The 13,871-nt window shown below is 71.8% G+C and carries 10 protein-coding genes and 1 pseudogene; 5 read left to right on the forward strand and 6 right to left on the reverse strand.

The genetic code is table 11. The annotated features are described in order from the left end of the window. The 3 genes from HMPREF9062_RS02155 to HMPREF9062_RS02165 all read left to right on the forward strand — a co-directional run. Positions 1-432 (forward strand): hypothetical protein (locus HMPREF9062_RS02155; RefSeq protein WP_034253556.1); only part of this gene is annotated, 432 nt, incomplete at its 5' end. A 142-nt stretch (positions 433-574) separates the two neighbouring features. Next, positions 575-802, forward strand: coding sequence for a hypothetical protein (locus HMPREF9062_RS02160; protein WP_009748367.1), 228 nt, complete (start codon positions 575-577; stop codon positions 800-802). Next, positions 799-2,754: a hypothetical protein gene (locus tag HMPREF9062_RS02165; protein WP_009748368.1), complete on the forward strand. Its 1,956-nt coding sequence runs from the start codon at positions 799-801 to the stop codon at positions 2,752-2,754. The genes HMPREF9062_RS02160 and HMPREF9062_RS02165 overlap by 4 nt, the downstream gene beginning before the upstream one ends. A gap of 23 nt (positions 2,755-2,777) precedes the next feature. Here the strand turns inward: HMPREF9062_RS02165 and HMPREF9062_RS02170 are convergent, their stop codons facing one another. Further along, complete coding sequence (locus tag HMPREF9062_RS02170; RefSeq protein WP_009748369.1) at positions 2,778-3,182, reverse strand: phage holin family protein; 405 nt, start codon at positions 3,180-3,182, stop codon at positions 2,778-2,780. Between the two features lie 221 nt (positions 3,183-3,403). Between HMPREF9062_RS02170 and hisC the strand changes: the two genes are divergently transcribed. Beyond that, a complete protein-coding gene (hisC, locus tag HMPREF9062_RS02175; protein ID WP_034253558.1) occupies positions 3,404-4,498 on the forward strand; it encodes a histidinol-phosphate transaminase in 1,095 nt (364 codons plus the stop codon). 107 nt (positions 4,499-4,605) lie between these two features. Here the strand turns inward: hisC and HMPREF9062_RS02180 are convergent, their stop codons facing one another. The 5 genes from HMPREF9062_RS02180 to pgm all read right to left on the reverse strand — a co-directional run bounded on the left by HMPREF9062_RS02180 (position 4,606) and on the right by pgm (position 13,035). Then, on the reverse strand, positions 4,606-5,709 hold the full coding sequence (locus HMPREF9062_RS02180; RefSeq protein ID WP_009748371.1) for a YwiC-like family protein: 1,104 nt from the start codon (positions 5,707-5,709) through the stop codon (positions 4,606-4,608). 130 nt (positions 5,710-5,839) lie between these two features. Continuing rightward, entirely contained in the window at positions 5,840-6,970 is a 1,131-nt protein-coding gene (locus HMPREF9062_RS12040) for a hypothetical protein (RefSeq protein ID WP_009748373.1), read from the reverse strand. An 8-nt stretch (positions 6,971-6,978) separates the two neighbouring features. Beyond that, positions 6,979-8,982, reverse strand: coding sequence for a hypothetical protein (locus tag HMPREF9062_RS02190; protein WP_034253560.1), 2,004 nt, complete (start codon positions 8,980-8,982; stop codon positions 6,979-6,981). Positions 8,983-9,178: 196 nt separating this feature from the next. Continuing rightward, positions 9,179-10,027, reverse strand: coding sequence for a hypothetical protein (locus HMPREF9062_RS12785; protein WP_034253562.1), 849 nt, complete (start codon positions 10,025-10,027; stop codon positions 9,179-9,181). A 1,325-nt stretch (positions 10,028-11,352) separates the two neighbouring features. After that, entirely contained in the window at positions 11,353-13,035 is a 1,683-nt protein-coding gene (gene pgm, locus HMPREF9062_RS02200) for a phosphoglucomutase (alpha-D-glucose-1,6-bisphosphate-dependent) (RefSeq protein WP_009748376.1), read from the reverse strand. A 370-nt stretch (positions 13,036-13,405) separates the two neighbouring features. On the opposite strand from pgm, the pseudogene HMPREF9062_RS02205 reads away from it, so the two are divergent. After that, a pseudogene (locus HMPREF9062_RS02205) lies at positions 13,406-13,804 on the forward strand (Rid family detoxifying hydrolase); the annotation flags it as partial. Positions 13,805-13,871 lie beyond the last annotated feature (67 nt).

The raw sequence follows: 13,871 nt of genomic DNA on the forward strand, positions 1-13,871 counted from the left end.
GCGGCCGCCGCGGCGGTCGTCCTGCGCCCCGGGCGGGCCGCTGCGGCGCCGGACCTGCGGGCGGGCGGGCGCACCGGCGTCGTGCTGATCGTGCTCGACATCGTCCTGACTGCGATCGGCCTGGCTCTGCTGGTCGGGCTCGTTGCGGCGGGAGCCGCGCACGCGGCACTGACGGCGGCCACGGCGGTGGGCGTCGGCAGTCTCGCCGGTGCCCTGCTGCTCCTGGGACGGCTCCTGCGGGCCCGGTGGCGCATTGTGCTCGCTCTCGCCATCGTGGTCGCGGCCGGCGTCGCCGCACCGGCGGTGCGGGCGTGGCCGGCGGACCCGAGCTGGTGGGCGCTGGCGGCGCTGGCGGTGGGCGTCGACGTCGTCTGCCTGCTCGCGCTGCGGGTGGGCACGGTCCGCGACCGCAGGCTCCTGGCGCGCGATTGAGGGCTCCGGGCCGGCTCCTCGGCTCCGCCGGCGCCCGGGCCGGCGTCGTGCGGGGGCTCCACAGGCCGGCTCGTGCGTCCCCCGCCGCACTCCGTCCACAAGCCCTCAGCGGGCCGGCCTCCGGCCATCGTACCGTCGGGTCATGACCGCTGCGCATATCGCCCTCGCCGATTCCGATATCGACGCCGGAGTCTCACTCGTTCCCGCCACCGTCCCCGCCGGGTGGACGGGCGCCGCCTCCAGCGCCTGCCAGAGGCAGCTCGATGACCTGCGCATCGTGCTCGCCGGCCTCACTCCGCTCCTGAACGCGGCCATCAGCGCCATGTCACTGCTCGATGACGCGAGCGGGCAGGGCGGAGGTGTCGGATGACCGCTACGACGACTGACTCGGCTCGGCGGGACCGCGTCGACCCTCCGGCCGTCGGCGGGGGAGATGGCTCGGCCGCGCTGAGCTGGCCCGGGATGACCGCCGGGGTCGGCGCCGTCGTGGCCGGCGGCGCCTACGCGGTCGACACCGACGCCCTGACCGGTTTCGCCGCCGCGCTCACCGCCGCCGCCGAGTGCTTCGACGACGCGCGCACGCACGCGCTGAGGGCGCAGACGCAGGCGCGCGACGCGGTCGCCCCGACCGGCAGGAGGACGGGTCCCCTGTCCGACGCCGCGGCCGGTTCCCGCCCGGTTCCGTTGATCGACTTCCCCTCCCTGCCCTCCTCCTCTCTCCCGGAGGGAGGCCCCCTCGGCACTCCGGGAGCGTGTTCGACGCCCGGCTTCGAGGCCCTGCGCGCCAGGGCTGTCGACGCCGCCGCGGCCCTGACCACGGGGACCGGTTCCCTTCAGGACGCCGCCGACGGCCTGCGCGGCCTCGCCGCCGATGTCACGGCCTGCGTCAACGTCTACACCGGCGCCGAGGACGACGTGGTCCTCGGCGTCGGTGACGCCGGGGCGGCCGGTTGGACGGTCATGGGCCTCCTGGCGGCCACAGGCGCGACTCTCAGCCTCCTGCCCCTGGTCGGCTACCTGGTCGGCGCCGGTGTGACGAACCCCGATCTGACCTCTCACGCCGGCGGCGATCTCGCCGACGGCCTGGACGACCTCGCCGTTGTCATGTCCGACGCCGATCTGTCGGAGTGGGTCAAGAAGGACCTGCTGACCCTCGCCATCCTGGTGGACTACGCCAGAAGGGCCTCCACCGGCCGGGAGGCGGCCGCCGTCGAGACCTACCTGGCCGGCGTCGTCCAGCGGCTCGACCCGGAGATCAGTAAGAAGCTCCCCGAGAGGGTCCTGTCCGGCGGCGGGCGGATGGAGCCCACGTCGTCGCTGACCCCGATGGAGCGGGTCGTCTACTACATGTCCGGGCTTTCGGCTCAGGTCGCCGCCAAGCGCTACGGCGAGCCGACCGGCACCGTCGTCGCCGCGCACGGCGGCCCCGCCGTCACCATTCCTCCCTCCTCCCGGGACCCGATGGCGCTGGGCACCGGCGTGCCCCTCCTCGGGCTGAGCGGGACGAGGGTGAACCGGCCTTTGGGCGCGGCGTCGGATGTCATCCGCTACAGCGACTCGCTCAAGAAGCGTGATGAGGACACCTCCAGCGGCGTCGTCGGGGTCCTGCGGACCACGCACGCCGACGGCGGCCGGTCGTGGGTCGTCGTCGTGCCCGGCACCACCGACTGGGGACTGGGCGGCAGTAACCCGCAGGATCTGTTGACCAACCTGCAGGCCGTGGCCGGTGCGCCCAACGACATGGAGAGCGCCGTGGTCACCGCCATGCGGCAGGCGGGGATCGGGCCGGACGAGCCCGTCGGCCTCTACGGCCACTCGCAGGGGGCCATCGTGGCCACGAACATCGCTGCGAACCCCGCCATCGCCGAACGCTACAACGTCACGAACCTGCTGACCGCCGGCGGGCCCACCGCCGGCGCGGACCTGCCCGAGAATGTCAACGCCCTGCACCTGGAGAACGGCGCCGACGCCGTGCCGGCTCTGGACGGGGCGCCCACTCCGCGCACGCCCACGCGCACCGTCGTCACCGTGGATACCACGGGCTCGAACCTGGAGGGCTACCCGCATGCGAGCACTGTCTACGCCGACACCGTGGAGGGCATGAGCGGGGATCCGGCTGTCGATGCGTGGACCGAGCAGCTGAGATCGCTCACCGGCGCAGGGGAGGAGGGGGCGACGACGAGCGAGATCGTCTTCGACATCACCCGCAAGACGACCGGTGTACCCGCACGACCCGACGATTCCGACCTGGCCGATGCCCTTCGGGCGCTAAAGGAGCAGGAGGCCGAGGCATGGAGGGATGGGAGACCCTGGCGCGACTAACGCCGCCCCGGCCCCGTCGGTCCCTAGTCCTCCCTGTCGATGACGCCCACCACGAGAGCCGAGACGATGGAGACGAGAATCGAGCCGAGCACCGCCGTCCCGAAGGAGTCCACATGCAGCCCCAAGGCGACGCCCGCATTCGCGCCGACTCCGACGAGCCGGTCCGTGATAGCGCTCGTCAGCAGCAGCAGCGCCCCGTTGACCACGAGGGCGAACAGCCCGAATGTCAGCACGTACAAGGGGAAGGCGACGACGTGCGCCACCGGTTTGATCAGCGAATTGACCAGGGCCAGCACGAGTCCGACCACGAGCAGGTTGACGATTGTCAGCAGCAGCGTCGGCGCACCCGGCACATTCATCCCCTTCATCAGGGTGACGGCCAGCCACAGGCCGACGGCATTACCGACTGCGCGTGCAAGAAGCTCCATGCGGATGATTCTTCCACAGCGCGTCCGGAAGCCGGCTGAACGTGTTCGGCCGGCTGCCCGCTCGCGGGCGGGCGTGGGGTTCTTGACGGTGGGTCATGGCCGTGAGGTTGTGCGGCTGCCCGCTCGCGGGCGGGCGTGGGCGGGCGCCCGCTCTCCCGACCGCCCCGGCGGCCCGTCCCGATGCCCGCCGCGTCACGGCGTCATGGTGGGAGGATGACGCCATGAGCAGTGCCGCCGCCCCCGCCGCCCCTCTTCACATCCGCGATGCCGTCCGCCGTCTGCCCGCCTACGTGCCCGGGGCGCGCCCGGAGTCCGGCCGTACCGCCAAGCTCTCGTCCAATGAGCTGCCGTTCCCCCCGCAGGCCGAGGTGCTGGCGGCCCTCACCGAGGCGGCGTCCGAGGCCAACCGCTACCCGGAGATGACGGGGGACTCGCTCGTCGCCGCCGTCGCCCAGCGCCACGGTGTGAGCGCCGAGCGGGTCGTCGTCGGCAACGGGTCGGTCTGCCTGATCCAGCACGTGCTGGACACCGTGTGCGACGAGGGGGACGACGTCGTCATGCCGTGGCGCTCCTTCGAGGCCTACCCGATCTGCGCCGCCGTGGCCGGGGCGCGGGCTATCGAGGTGCCGGTGACCGCGGACGGCCGCCACGACGTGCCGGCCATGATCGACGCCGTCACGCCGCGCACCCGCGTTGTCATCGCGTGCACGCCCAACAATCCGACCGGCCCGGCATTGCGCGAGGCGGAGCTGGTCGCATTGCTCGACGGCGTGCCCGAGCGGGTGCTCGTGCTCGTCGACGAGGCCTACCTCGATTTCGTCACCGACGGGGCCGTCGGGGACGGGCTCGCCCTGCTGAACCGCTACCCGAACCTCGTGGTCTCCCGGACCTTCTCCAAAGCGCACGCCCTGGCCGGCATGCGGGTGGGCTACCTCGTGGCGGCCCCCGCGATCGTCAGTGCGATCCGGAGCGTGGCCACGCCCTTCGGGGTGAGCCTGCCGGCGCAGGCCGCCGCTATCGCTGCCTGCCGGCCCGAGGCTCTGGCCGTCACGGCTCGGCGGGCGGGCGTGGTCGCCGCCGAGCGCGACCGGGTGGTTGCGGCGCTGCGCGAACAGGGATGGACGGTGCCCGACGCTCAGGGCAACTTCTACTGGCTCGGCGCGGGCGGGGCGACCGCCCGCCTGGCCGAGCACTTCAGGGTCGCCGGGGTGCTCGTGCGACCCTTCGTCGGGGAGGGCGTGCGTATCTCGGTAGGCACGCACGAGGAGAACGACCGGGTGCTCACGGCCGCGGCCGCCTGGGGGGACGTGCGCTGATGGACGCCTCCGAATTCGACGCCGGAATCGGTTGGGTCCGGCGGGCCCGCGGCTCCCGGCGAAGCCACGGGGACGGGCCCGCCCCACGACCCCGCGGCGGCGGACGGCTACGACGTCGCGACCGTCACCAGGAAGACGATCTCGAGCACGAGCTCGACCAGTCCCATCGTCCCCGGCCGCAGTGGACGGTGCCGCCGTTTGACCAGCGTCCACTGCCAGCGCGGCATGACCAGGGACCGCACCGCCAGCACGATCCACAGCACCGCGTGCGCCCACGGCAGCCACCCGCCGGCCGCCAGCCACACGGCTGCCGCCGCGGCAGCCACGTGGGCCGCCACCGTCCACGCCAGCAGACGGTTGTTGAAGCGCTCGCGGATCATCGACTTGATGTACGGCACCGTCCCGCAGAAGTAGGCCGCGGTCGACGCCGTCACCAACCACATCCACGGCCATCCCACCAGCTCGCCGTTCGGGCTCGCCCCGGGAAGCCCGGCCCCGTCGCCCCCACCGGTTCCGAGGAATCCGCCCGCGCCGCGCACGGCCAGCGAGTAGGTGACCGCGGCCATGAGGCTCGCGGCCGCCGTCGTCGCCAGCCCGGAGGGCAACGACCGTTCACGCCCGCGCCACACCTCCCACAGTGCGATTGCGAACAGCGGCAGCATCGGCACCGCCCATTGCAGCAGGTACGGCGCCGCGGCCAGCGTCACCAGTCCGAGCAGAGCGGTCCACCCGGTGTAGACCACGAGCGGAGGCACGAGCAGCCTGCGCTTGCGCGCGGACCGCGTGCGCAGCCATTGCGACCAGGCCCAGTAGGTCAGGTAGGCGCCCCACCACGCGGGCAGGAACAGCAGGTTCACCCAGCTGATGCCGCCCACGACCCAGCCGACGATCGGCGGCATCACGAGCATCGACCAGGCGCCGTGCTGGTTCGGCGTCCAGGCGCGCCGGCCCGGCTGCCGTCGGATTTTCTCCTGCCTGCGTCTCTCGGAGTCGATGAGGGTCTCTCCTTCGCGCGTGCTCGCGGGGCGACGGGGTCTGCCGGTGGCGAGGAGGACGTCGTCGTCCGGGCCGGGGAGGGACTGCTGGTGGGGAATGTTGCCGCGTGCGATCGGCCCGGTGCCGGAGGCGGCGGGCCGACCCGGCGGCTCCGCGTCGGCGGCGACGTACTCGACGTGGCGGTCGGAGGGCTCGGACGGGCGCTGCTGGGTCACGCAGGGCAGCCTAGTGAACCCCGGCTTTCAACGGCACAGCCGTCATCTCCCGGCTGCGCCGGCTCGGGTCCTCCTGCTGCGGGCCCGGACCGTCCCTGTGGTTTTCACCCGCATGGGCCCGGCCCCGCGCTCACGGCGCGACATCGTCGAACGGGATGATCTCGACCTCCAGGCCGTCCCATGCGGCCTCCCACTCCCTGCGGGGCAGGGCGTTCTCGTTCAACGTCAGGGCGACGGCGGCCGCCGGGTCGGTGAAGCGGCGGATGTTCCGGCTGTCTAAGAGCCCGTCGACGCCGGTGACGGTGGTGAGCTCGGTGCCGTCGGTGCCGAGGACGGTCAGCGTGGTGGGACCGCAGGCGGTCCTCAGGCAGCGGTCGGCGGGGGGTCGCTGCGACAGCAGCACCGAGCTCGCCCCGGAGCCGACGACCCACTTGTCCGTGGGCAGGGTCAAGGGCTCCGCTGCGGGGTCGGTCAGGGAGAAGACGTGGAGGGCGCCTTGACCGCTGTCGCCCGGGAAGTATCTCTGCGCCGTCTCGACCACGAGCTCGTTGGACGTCAGCGCCTGCCCCAGGACCATCCCGTCGACCTCCACGACCCGCACCGTCTCGCCCGTGGCGGTGTCCAGGACGAGGACGTGGCTGCGCTGCTCGGCGATGGCGGCGTTCGAATCCTCGTCCTCCTTCGCGTTCTTCGCGGCGTTGTAGCCGGTCTCGTCAGGGGCGTCGCGGTCGGTCTCGTCAGGGGCGTCGCGGTCGGTCTCGTCGGGGGTGTCGCCGTCGGTCTCGTCGGGGGCGAGGATGAGAGACATGCGGGCGCCACTGGGATCGGAGATCGCATAGCCGTAGACGTAGTTGGTCATGGTTAGGAGATTGTTCCCCATGCTGTCGGTGCGCGCCTGCGGGGCGTGGGTCTTCTCGAGGACGTCGGACGAGGCCGCTGGACGATCGGTGCTCACGGCCCACTGCACCGCCTCGTTCTCATCGCGGCTGATGATGAGGGATGCGCCGGTCCGGCCGTCGGCGGGCAGCTCGTCGAGGACCTGAACCCATCCCGACTCAGTGGGCATGGGCTCCGTGTGCGGGGAGGAGTATCCGCCCTGACCGACGGCCTCCTCGGCCTGCTCGGGGGTGAGCGCGGTAATGGTGACGTTCCGCGGAGCGGGCGCGTTCGATTCGGGGATCGAGCAGGCGCCCACGGGCATCGAGACCAGGACGACGGCGACTGCGGTGCGGAGGACTCGGCGGGGAGGGCGCCTCCTCATACTCGGCTTCATGCGTCGCCTCGTCCCACGCCGTACAGACGCACACTGGTTCTCCCCAGGTAGCCCGGTCCGGTCGCCAGCACCAGGACGGTGGCGCCTGGTGCTGAGATAGCGGCGACGTCCCTGAGGGCGATGCGGCCATACACGCTGCCCAGATCGCTGAGCCCGGGGTTGGAGCCATCGTCTCGTGGATCGTGGAACATGGTGCCGTCCACCGGGATGCGAACGCCGGCGCTCCCGTCGCCGGGCGCCGCGGTCAAGTTGAAGCTGATGCTCTCGCCGTCGTCCTCGGGGGTGATGCCGACGGCGGCGCCGGCCAGGCCCGATGCGGTCGTCCCGCTGGCGAGCGCGCCTGTGGCCGGATCCAGAATCGCTCCCGCGGTCGGTGCCGTGAATTCGAAAGACGTGTACTCGCTTCCCCGCTTCCACGGCACGGGTTGAGGATAGAGAACCAGATCGCCGGATGCTTCGGATGCGAGCGTGTTGAGACCAACGCTTCGGCCCATGTCGATGCGTCGGGTGTCCGCCCCTTCGATGCCGGCCAGGCCGTCGAGGCTCGCGGCCTGCACCGACCATCCCTCGGTGTCGGATCCGGTGTTCGTCGTGGGGACGCCGTCGGAGTAGACCGCCACCCACCCCTGTTGGACAAGAAGGCCGCCCTGCAGCGGGTCGGTGGCGATCCCGTCCATCGTGGTGGTGGCCGAGGGGTCCGTATCCGGGACGACGGTGAGCCCGACGGAGGTGCCTTCGACGTTCGGAGACGTACTGCGGCGGGTCGTCTTGTTGGGGTTGCCCGTCGCGTTCGTGCTGAGGATGAAGGTCGAACTGCCGGCCGTGCCGACCCACGGATGGCCCTTGTCGCCGGTGCTGCTGATGGACCACAGGCGTGAGCCGTCGGTGAGGGAGTAGGCGGTCTCGCCGTCGAGGACGGCGTGGTCGGTGAGCTGAAGAGCGCCGTCGGGTGAGGAGGGGTGTTCGCCGGTTGCGACGCCGGTGACCGTGTCGAGGATGACTGCTGTTACTAGAGTGGTGCGGCCGACGAGCTTCTTATCCGACTCGAGTCGCAGTGCGATATAGCGTCTGTCCGGGCTCGCGACCAGGTAGTGCTCTTGAAATGGAGCGGCGTCGCTGGTGTCCGAATGCCGAGGTGTCATTCCCTCCCGATGATAGCTCCAGCGCGTGGAGCCGTCCTCGGGGTTGAGGCCGATCACGTCGGTCGTGGTGAGAATGATGGGGCCGGCCGCTCCGGCGGCGACGTCGAGGAGACTACTCTCCTCCCGTGACCACGCGGCCTCGGAGGCCATGGAGTGAGGGCGGGCGGGCAGATCGGCGGAGTCGATCGGCCCGGCGGTCACCGTGGTGGCGGCCGAGGTCCAATTGTGCGCGGCTTGGCTCACGACGCCCAGAGTGAGGATCGGCGCGAGGAACGCGGCGGCCGCCAGGGCCCACTGGCGACCCCGGCCTCCGCGCAGGAGCCGAGGGAGTCCGGGAGGCGGCCACCCGTCGGCCGACATGGCGGTGAAGGCCGAGTGGACTCGCACGCCGCGCAGGAGGATATCCGTGGCGATCACGCCTCCTGTCGCGAGGCAGATGAGAGCGGCTGTCAGCGGACGTTCGGTATTGAGCCCGGTCACCGTCAGGATCTCGACCCATCGGTGCAGAGCCGCCGTCGCGACCCACCCCGCTGCGAGGAGTGGGATGGCGGCCAGAAGCGCGTCGACGACGATGATCACGCGTCCTGCGCGGCGTCTGTCGTTGTAAAAGGCTCCTTCGACGGATTCGCTCCGCTGCAGCATGAAAGCGGAGATCCACGCTCCGGCGCCGCAGCCCGCGGCCGTCCAGATCGCGCCCGTCGGGAGGGCCGGGCTGATCGTGGTGCGGGGGCGCCAGGCCAACCAGAGCATCCCCGCGAGCGCGAGGGTCGCCAGCGCGCTCCAGCGCAGTGCCCGCAGAGTGATGACGAGACGGGTCGGTACGGGGACGGGATGCGGAGAGTCTGTATCAGGGGTCACATTTCGATGATATGACATCATCGTGGTCCGGACCGGACGTCGGTATGACGAGTTCGTCCCGGGTTCGGACGGGCCCGGAGGCGGGGATGAGCCGCCGGCCGGGACGGGTCGGCCGGTCCCGACCATGGGCTCATTCAGCAGATTCAGCAGAGGAGTCCGGCGCGGGCCGGTCGGGCAACTGCGGCCTCGCATCCCATCATCCGTTCCTCACCCCGTAGACGATGTGGGTGGGCGCGTCGGGAGCGGCGTCCGGGGCATCCCCCTCCGCCTGAGGGGCGAGGACCAGAGTGGCGCCCGGCGCCTCGAGCGCCCAGACGTCCTCGCCCGCCGGTGTTCCGGTCAGCTGCTGCATCGGGCTGCCGAGGTGCCCGGCTGCGCCGTCGACGGGGCCCGGACCGGCGGGGATGCTCACCCCCGCGCCGCCGTCGCCCGGCCGGACGACGAGCGAGGCGAGCCCGAGGCTCCGGGCGTCCGTTGCAGAGCCGACCGCAGCGGAGCCGAGACCGGGATCGTCCTGCGCGATGACGGCTCGTCCGGTGGCCGTGTCGAGCACGACGGAGACGGGGACGATGGAGGAGCGCAGCAGGTCGGCCGACCCGTGGAAGTCCGTCAGCGCATTCGAGCTGCGCGCCCCCATGAGGCACAGGTCGCCGGAGGCGGTCGTGGCTCCTGCATTGGCTCCCGAGCCGGACCCGAGGTCCACGGGCTCGATCGTGTCGGAGATGACGTCGTCGAGGCGGACCGCCTGGGCCCGCCAGTCGAGCTGGAGGGGTGCGGGCTCCTCGCCCGTCGTCGTCGCGTCGAGCAGGGACCCGGCGTCCGACAGGGCTCGGGCCGCGTCGTCCTCGGCGAGTCGGGGGACCCAGTCGTCGGCGATGGCGAGCCGTCCCGAGACCGGGTCCGTGAGCACATGGGTGAGGGTGACGGAATGCCCGCGGCCCCCGTCGTGCTCGAGGGTGAGGGTGACGAGTGGAACCGCGCTCGACTCGACCTCGGTGGTGATCGACGTGATGAGTGCCTCATGTCCAGCCGTTCCCGAGTACATGAGCTCCCGGTCCGGAGGTTCGGTGAAGGCCCATAGCTCCTGCCCCCGTTGAGAGCGAAGGCGCGGGTTCCATCGAAGCCCATTGCGTCCGTGAGCTGGAACGGCGTGAGGGCTTCGGAGGCGATCCGGGCGGTGACCGCGCCCGTGACGGCGTCGAGCACGATGATGACGGCCGCGTCGCTGTGCGCGAGGCTCGACTTCTCAGTGGTGATGTGAATGGCGACGTGCCGGCCGTCGGGGCTGACGATGGCCCTCGCCCCGGTGTTCTGAAGCAGTCCAGTGGTGCTGCTGAACGGTGCGAGCTCGGCGCCTGGACGCTCATAGCTCCACAGGACCGAACCGTCGGCCGGATCGAGAGCGCGCAGCGCACCGGCCTCGACGAGGATGGGCCCCGCGGCGCCGACGACGAGGTCCTCCGGGCTCGCCGTCCTCTGCCAGACAGTGCGCCCGGAGACGGCCTCGGGGCGCGCCGGCAGCGTGAGGGGTGCGGCCGTGGTCGTCGAGATGTCCGGCCGAGGGGCGCGGGCGAGCCCGACGACGCCGTCGACTACGAGCACCGCCGTCAGGACGCAGACCAGGCAGTCGATGAAGGCGACGACGAGGATCGTTCTCCAGCGGCGTGCGGCTCGTCGTGCCGGGCGAAGCCCGCGCGCGGGACGCGCGGCCGATGCCCGGCGCAGGAGATCGATGATGGCGGCGGTTCCCAGGCACGCGCCCGCGGCCGCCAGCGCGAGGACGTGGCGGGCCGGGATGGTCGTGGTGGCCAGGAGCTCGTACCACAGGGCCCGGGGCGCTGCGACGGCGCACCAGGTCAGGCAGATCTCGGCGGCGATGAGGCCTGCGGCGCATGAACGCCGGGCCCGCTCCCCCGCGGGCGCTCGCCCCAGGATCGCGACACCGACGACCCACAGAGCGAGGATCCCGATGAGCCGTGCCCCCAGGGAGCGGAGGATGCCCGCGCCGACACTCAGGGGCAGGGCGCTGTGCCACAGACAGGCGAGGGTGAGCACGACGGCGCCCGCGAGGAGGGCACCGCAGGACAGAGCCGCCAGGATCGAGCGGACCGCTGCGGCGAGCCCCGGTCCCGCGGGTGCTGCGGCCGCGGGACCCGCATCGCCGGGCTCGGATCCGTCGGCCGCGGACCGGGTGTCGGGGGCTGCGGGCCGGGTGGGCGGGGGAGGCCCGACCTCGCGCAGTGCGGGTCCGCCCGGAGCCGATTCGGCCTCGGCCCCGGCCTCGCCGGGCGTGCGGCCGTCAGGGGAGGGGGTACCTGGCGTCATGCCTCCAGTATCGCGGCTTCTTCCTTCCGGCCCGACCCCGATCGACTACTCGCCCAGCGCGGCGGCCACGACCTCCGCGGCCTCCTTCTGGACGCGCTCCAGGTGCTGCTCGCCCTTGAAGGACTCGGCGTAGATCTTGTAGACGTCCTCGGTGCCCGACGGGCGCGCGGCGAACCAGGCGTCGGCGGTGGTCACCTTCAGGCCGCCGATGGCGGCCCCGTTGCCGGGCGCCCGCACGAGACGGTCGATGATCGGCTCTCCGGCGAGCTCGGTGGCGGTGACGTCCTGCGGGGACAGGGCGGCGAGCTCGGCCTTCTGCTCCTTGGTGGCGGGCGCGTCGATACGGGCGTAGGCGGAGGCGCCGAACCGCTCGACCTGCTCGGCGTGCAGCTGCGAGGGCGTCTTGCCGGTGACGGCGATGATCTCGCTGGCCAGCAGGGCCAGGATGATGCCGTCCTTGTCGGTGGTCCACACCGAGCCGTCCTTGCGCAGGAAGGACGCCCCGGCGCTCTCCTCGCCGCCGAAGCCCACCGAGCCGTCGATGAGTCCGGGCACGAAGTACTTGAAGCCCACGGGCACCTCCACCAGGCGGCGGCCGATGGAGGCCACCACCCGGTCGATGAGGCTGGAGGACACCAGGGTCTTGCCCACGGCGCAGTTCTCACCCCAGCCGGGACGGTGAGTGAACAGGTATTCGATGGCGACGGCCAGGAAGTGGTTGGGGTTCATCAGCCCGCCGTCGGGGGTGACGATGCCGTGTCGGTCGGAGTCGGCGTCGTTGCCGGTGGCCACGTCGTAGGGGGTCCTGCCCTCGTCATCGGGCGTCATCGTGTTCCGCAGCGAGGCCATGGCGTTGGGGGAGGAGCAGTCCATGCGGATCTTGCCGTCCCAGTCCAGGGTCATGAAGCGCCAGGTCGGGTCCACCTTTGGGTTGACCACGGTCAGGTCCAGGCCGTAGCGCTCGCCGATGGCCCCCCAGTAGTCCACCGAGGCTCCGCCCAGCGGGTCCGCGCCGATGCGCACTCCGGCGTCGCGGATGGCGTCCATGTCGATGACGTTCTCGAGGTCGGCGACGTAGGTCTCCAGGTAGTCGTGCCGGATGACGTAGTTTCCGTCCAGTGCCTCGGCGATCGGGATCCGCGTGACGTCCTGCCAGCCGTTGGTGAGCAGCTCGTTGGCGCGCTCGGCGATCCAGCTGGTGGCGTCGGAGTCGGCGGGGCCGCCGTGCGGAGGGTTGTACTTGAAGCCGCCGTCGCGCGGCGGGTTGTGGGAGGGGGTGATGACGATGCCATCGGCCAGACCCGGTCCGGCGGTGCGCACTCCGGAGGCGGTGCCGGCGCCGTTGGCCCGCAGAATGGAATGCGAGACGGCCGGGGTGGGCGTATAGGAGCCGCGGGCGTCGACGGCGGTCGTGACGCCCGCGCCGGAGAGCACCTCGATGGCGGTGCGCCAGGCCGGCTCGGACAGGGCGTGGGTGTCGCGGCCGATGTAGAGGACGCCGTCGGTGCCCTGGGACCGACGGTACTCCACGATCGCCGCCGTAGTGGCGATGATGTGGGCCTCGTTGAAGGCGGTATCCAAGGAGGATCCGCGATGCCCGGACGTGCCGAAGATGACCTTCTGGGCGGGGTTCGCGGGGTCGGGGACGAGTTCGTAGTAGGCGGAGACGACGTCGTCGACGTCGATGAGGTCGTCGGGCTGTGCGGGGAGTCCTGCTCGTTCATGCATAGAAGCAGTGTGTCACCGGCCACTGGAAGTGTCCTGGGAATCCCGGGAATTGGACGGACCGTCTCACCATGGTGGCCCACGACGGCCCAGTGGAAGTCATGGGCAGCACGCATGCGGCGTCCCCGTCCTCGCGACTCGCCCCTGGTCTGATTTCCGCATCTTTCCGCGTTTTTTCGGTGTCTTTCCGTGTCGGCCCGTCCGTGGTCGGTTCGACCGGACCTGCGGCCCGCCGCGTCCGGGGCTCGGACCGAGCAGGCCGGAGGGTTCCGCACGGCACCCGGCTGTAGGCTGGCCGCGTTCGTGACAGGCCGTTACCGCTGCGCGCCCGATGAGCCACCGTTGAACCCCATGAGGAGTCGAGGAGTCCCCCATGCCCGCGTCCATCACCGCCGTTGCCACCACCGGCGCCCCCGCCGCCGTCGGCCCCTACTCCCAGGCCGTATCGACCGGGGAGGGCAGTGGCGCCATCGTCCACGTCTCCGGTCAGGTGCCGCTGGACCCGACCACGGGCGCGCTCGTCGACGGCGGCGTCCGGGCTCAGGCCGAGCGAGTGCTGACCAGCATCGGGGCAATCCTAGAGGCGGCCGGGCTGGGGTACGACGACGTCGTCAAAACCACCGTCCTGCTGACCGACATCGCCGACTTCGCAGCCGTCAACGACGTTTACGCCCGCTTCTTCACCGCTCCGGTGCTGCCCGCCCGCGCCGCTTTCGGCGTGGCCGCGCTGCCGCTGGGTGCGGCCGTCGAGATCGAGGCGGTCGCCGTCCGCCCCTGGGCCCACGGCCCGCGTCCCCGGCGGCCGACCGGGGCGGCGCGCCCCCGCTCCCGGCCCGTGT

The organism is Actinomyces sp. oral taxon 448 str. F0400 (genome assembly GCF_000220835.1).
In the GTDB taxonomy this organism is placed as follows: Bacteria; Actinomycetota; Actinomycetes; order Actinomycetales; family Actinomycetaceae; genus Actinomyces.

What these genes read in the sequence shown, in the direction of transcription:
- HMPREF9062_RS02160 (WP_009748367.1), top strand. Translation starts at nt 575, where the DNA reads ATGACCGCTGCGCATATCGCCCTCGCCGATTCCGATATCGACGCCGGA.
- HMPREF9062_RS02165 (WP_009748368.1), top strand. Translation starts at nt 799, where the DNA reads ATGACCGCTACGACGACTGACTCGGCTCGGCGGGACCGCGTCGACCCT.
- HMPREF9062_RS02170 (WP_009748369.1), bottom strand. Translation starts at nt 3,182, where the DNA reads ATGGAGCTTCTTGCACGCGCAGTCGGTAATGCCGTCGGCCTGTGGCTG.
- hisC (WP_034253558.1), top strand. Translation starts at nt 3,404, where the DNA reads ATGAGCAGTGCCGCCGCCCCCGCCGCCCCTCTTCACATCCGCGATGCC.
- HMPREF9062_RS12040 (WP_009748373.1), bottom strand. Translation starts at nt 6,970, where the DNA reads ATGAGGAGGCGCCCTCCCCGCCGAGTCCTCCGCACCGCAGTCGCCGTC.
- HMPREF9062_RS12785 (WP_034253562.1), bottom strand. Translation starts at nt 10,027, where the DNA reads ATGTACTCGGGAACGGCTGGACATGAGGCACTCATCACGTCGATCACC.
- pgm (WP_009748376.1), bottom strand. Translation starts at nt 13,035, where the DNA reads ATGCATGAACGAGCAGGACTCCCCGCACAGCCCGACGACCTCATCGAC.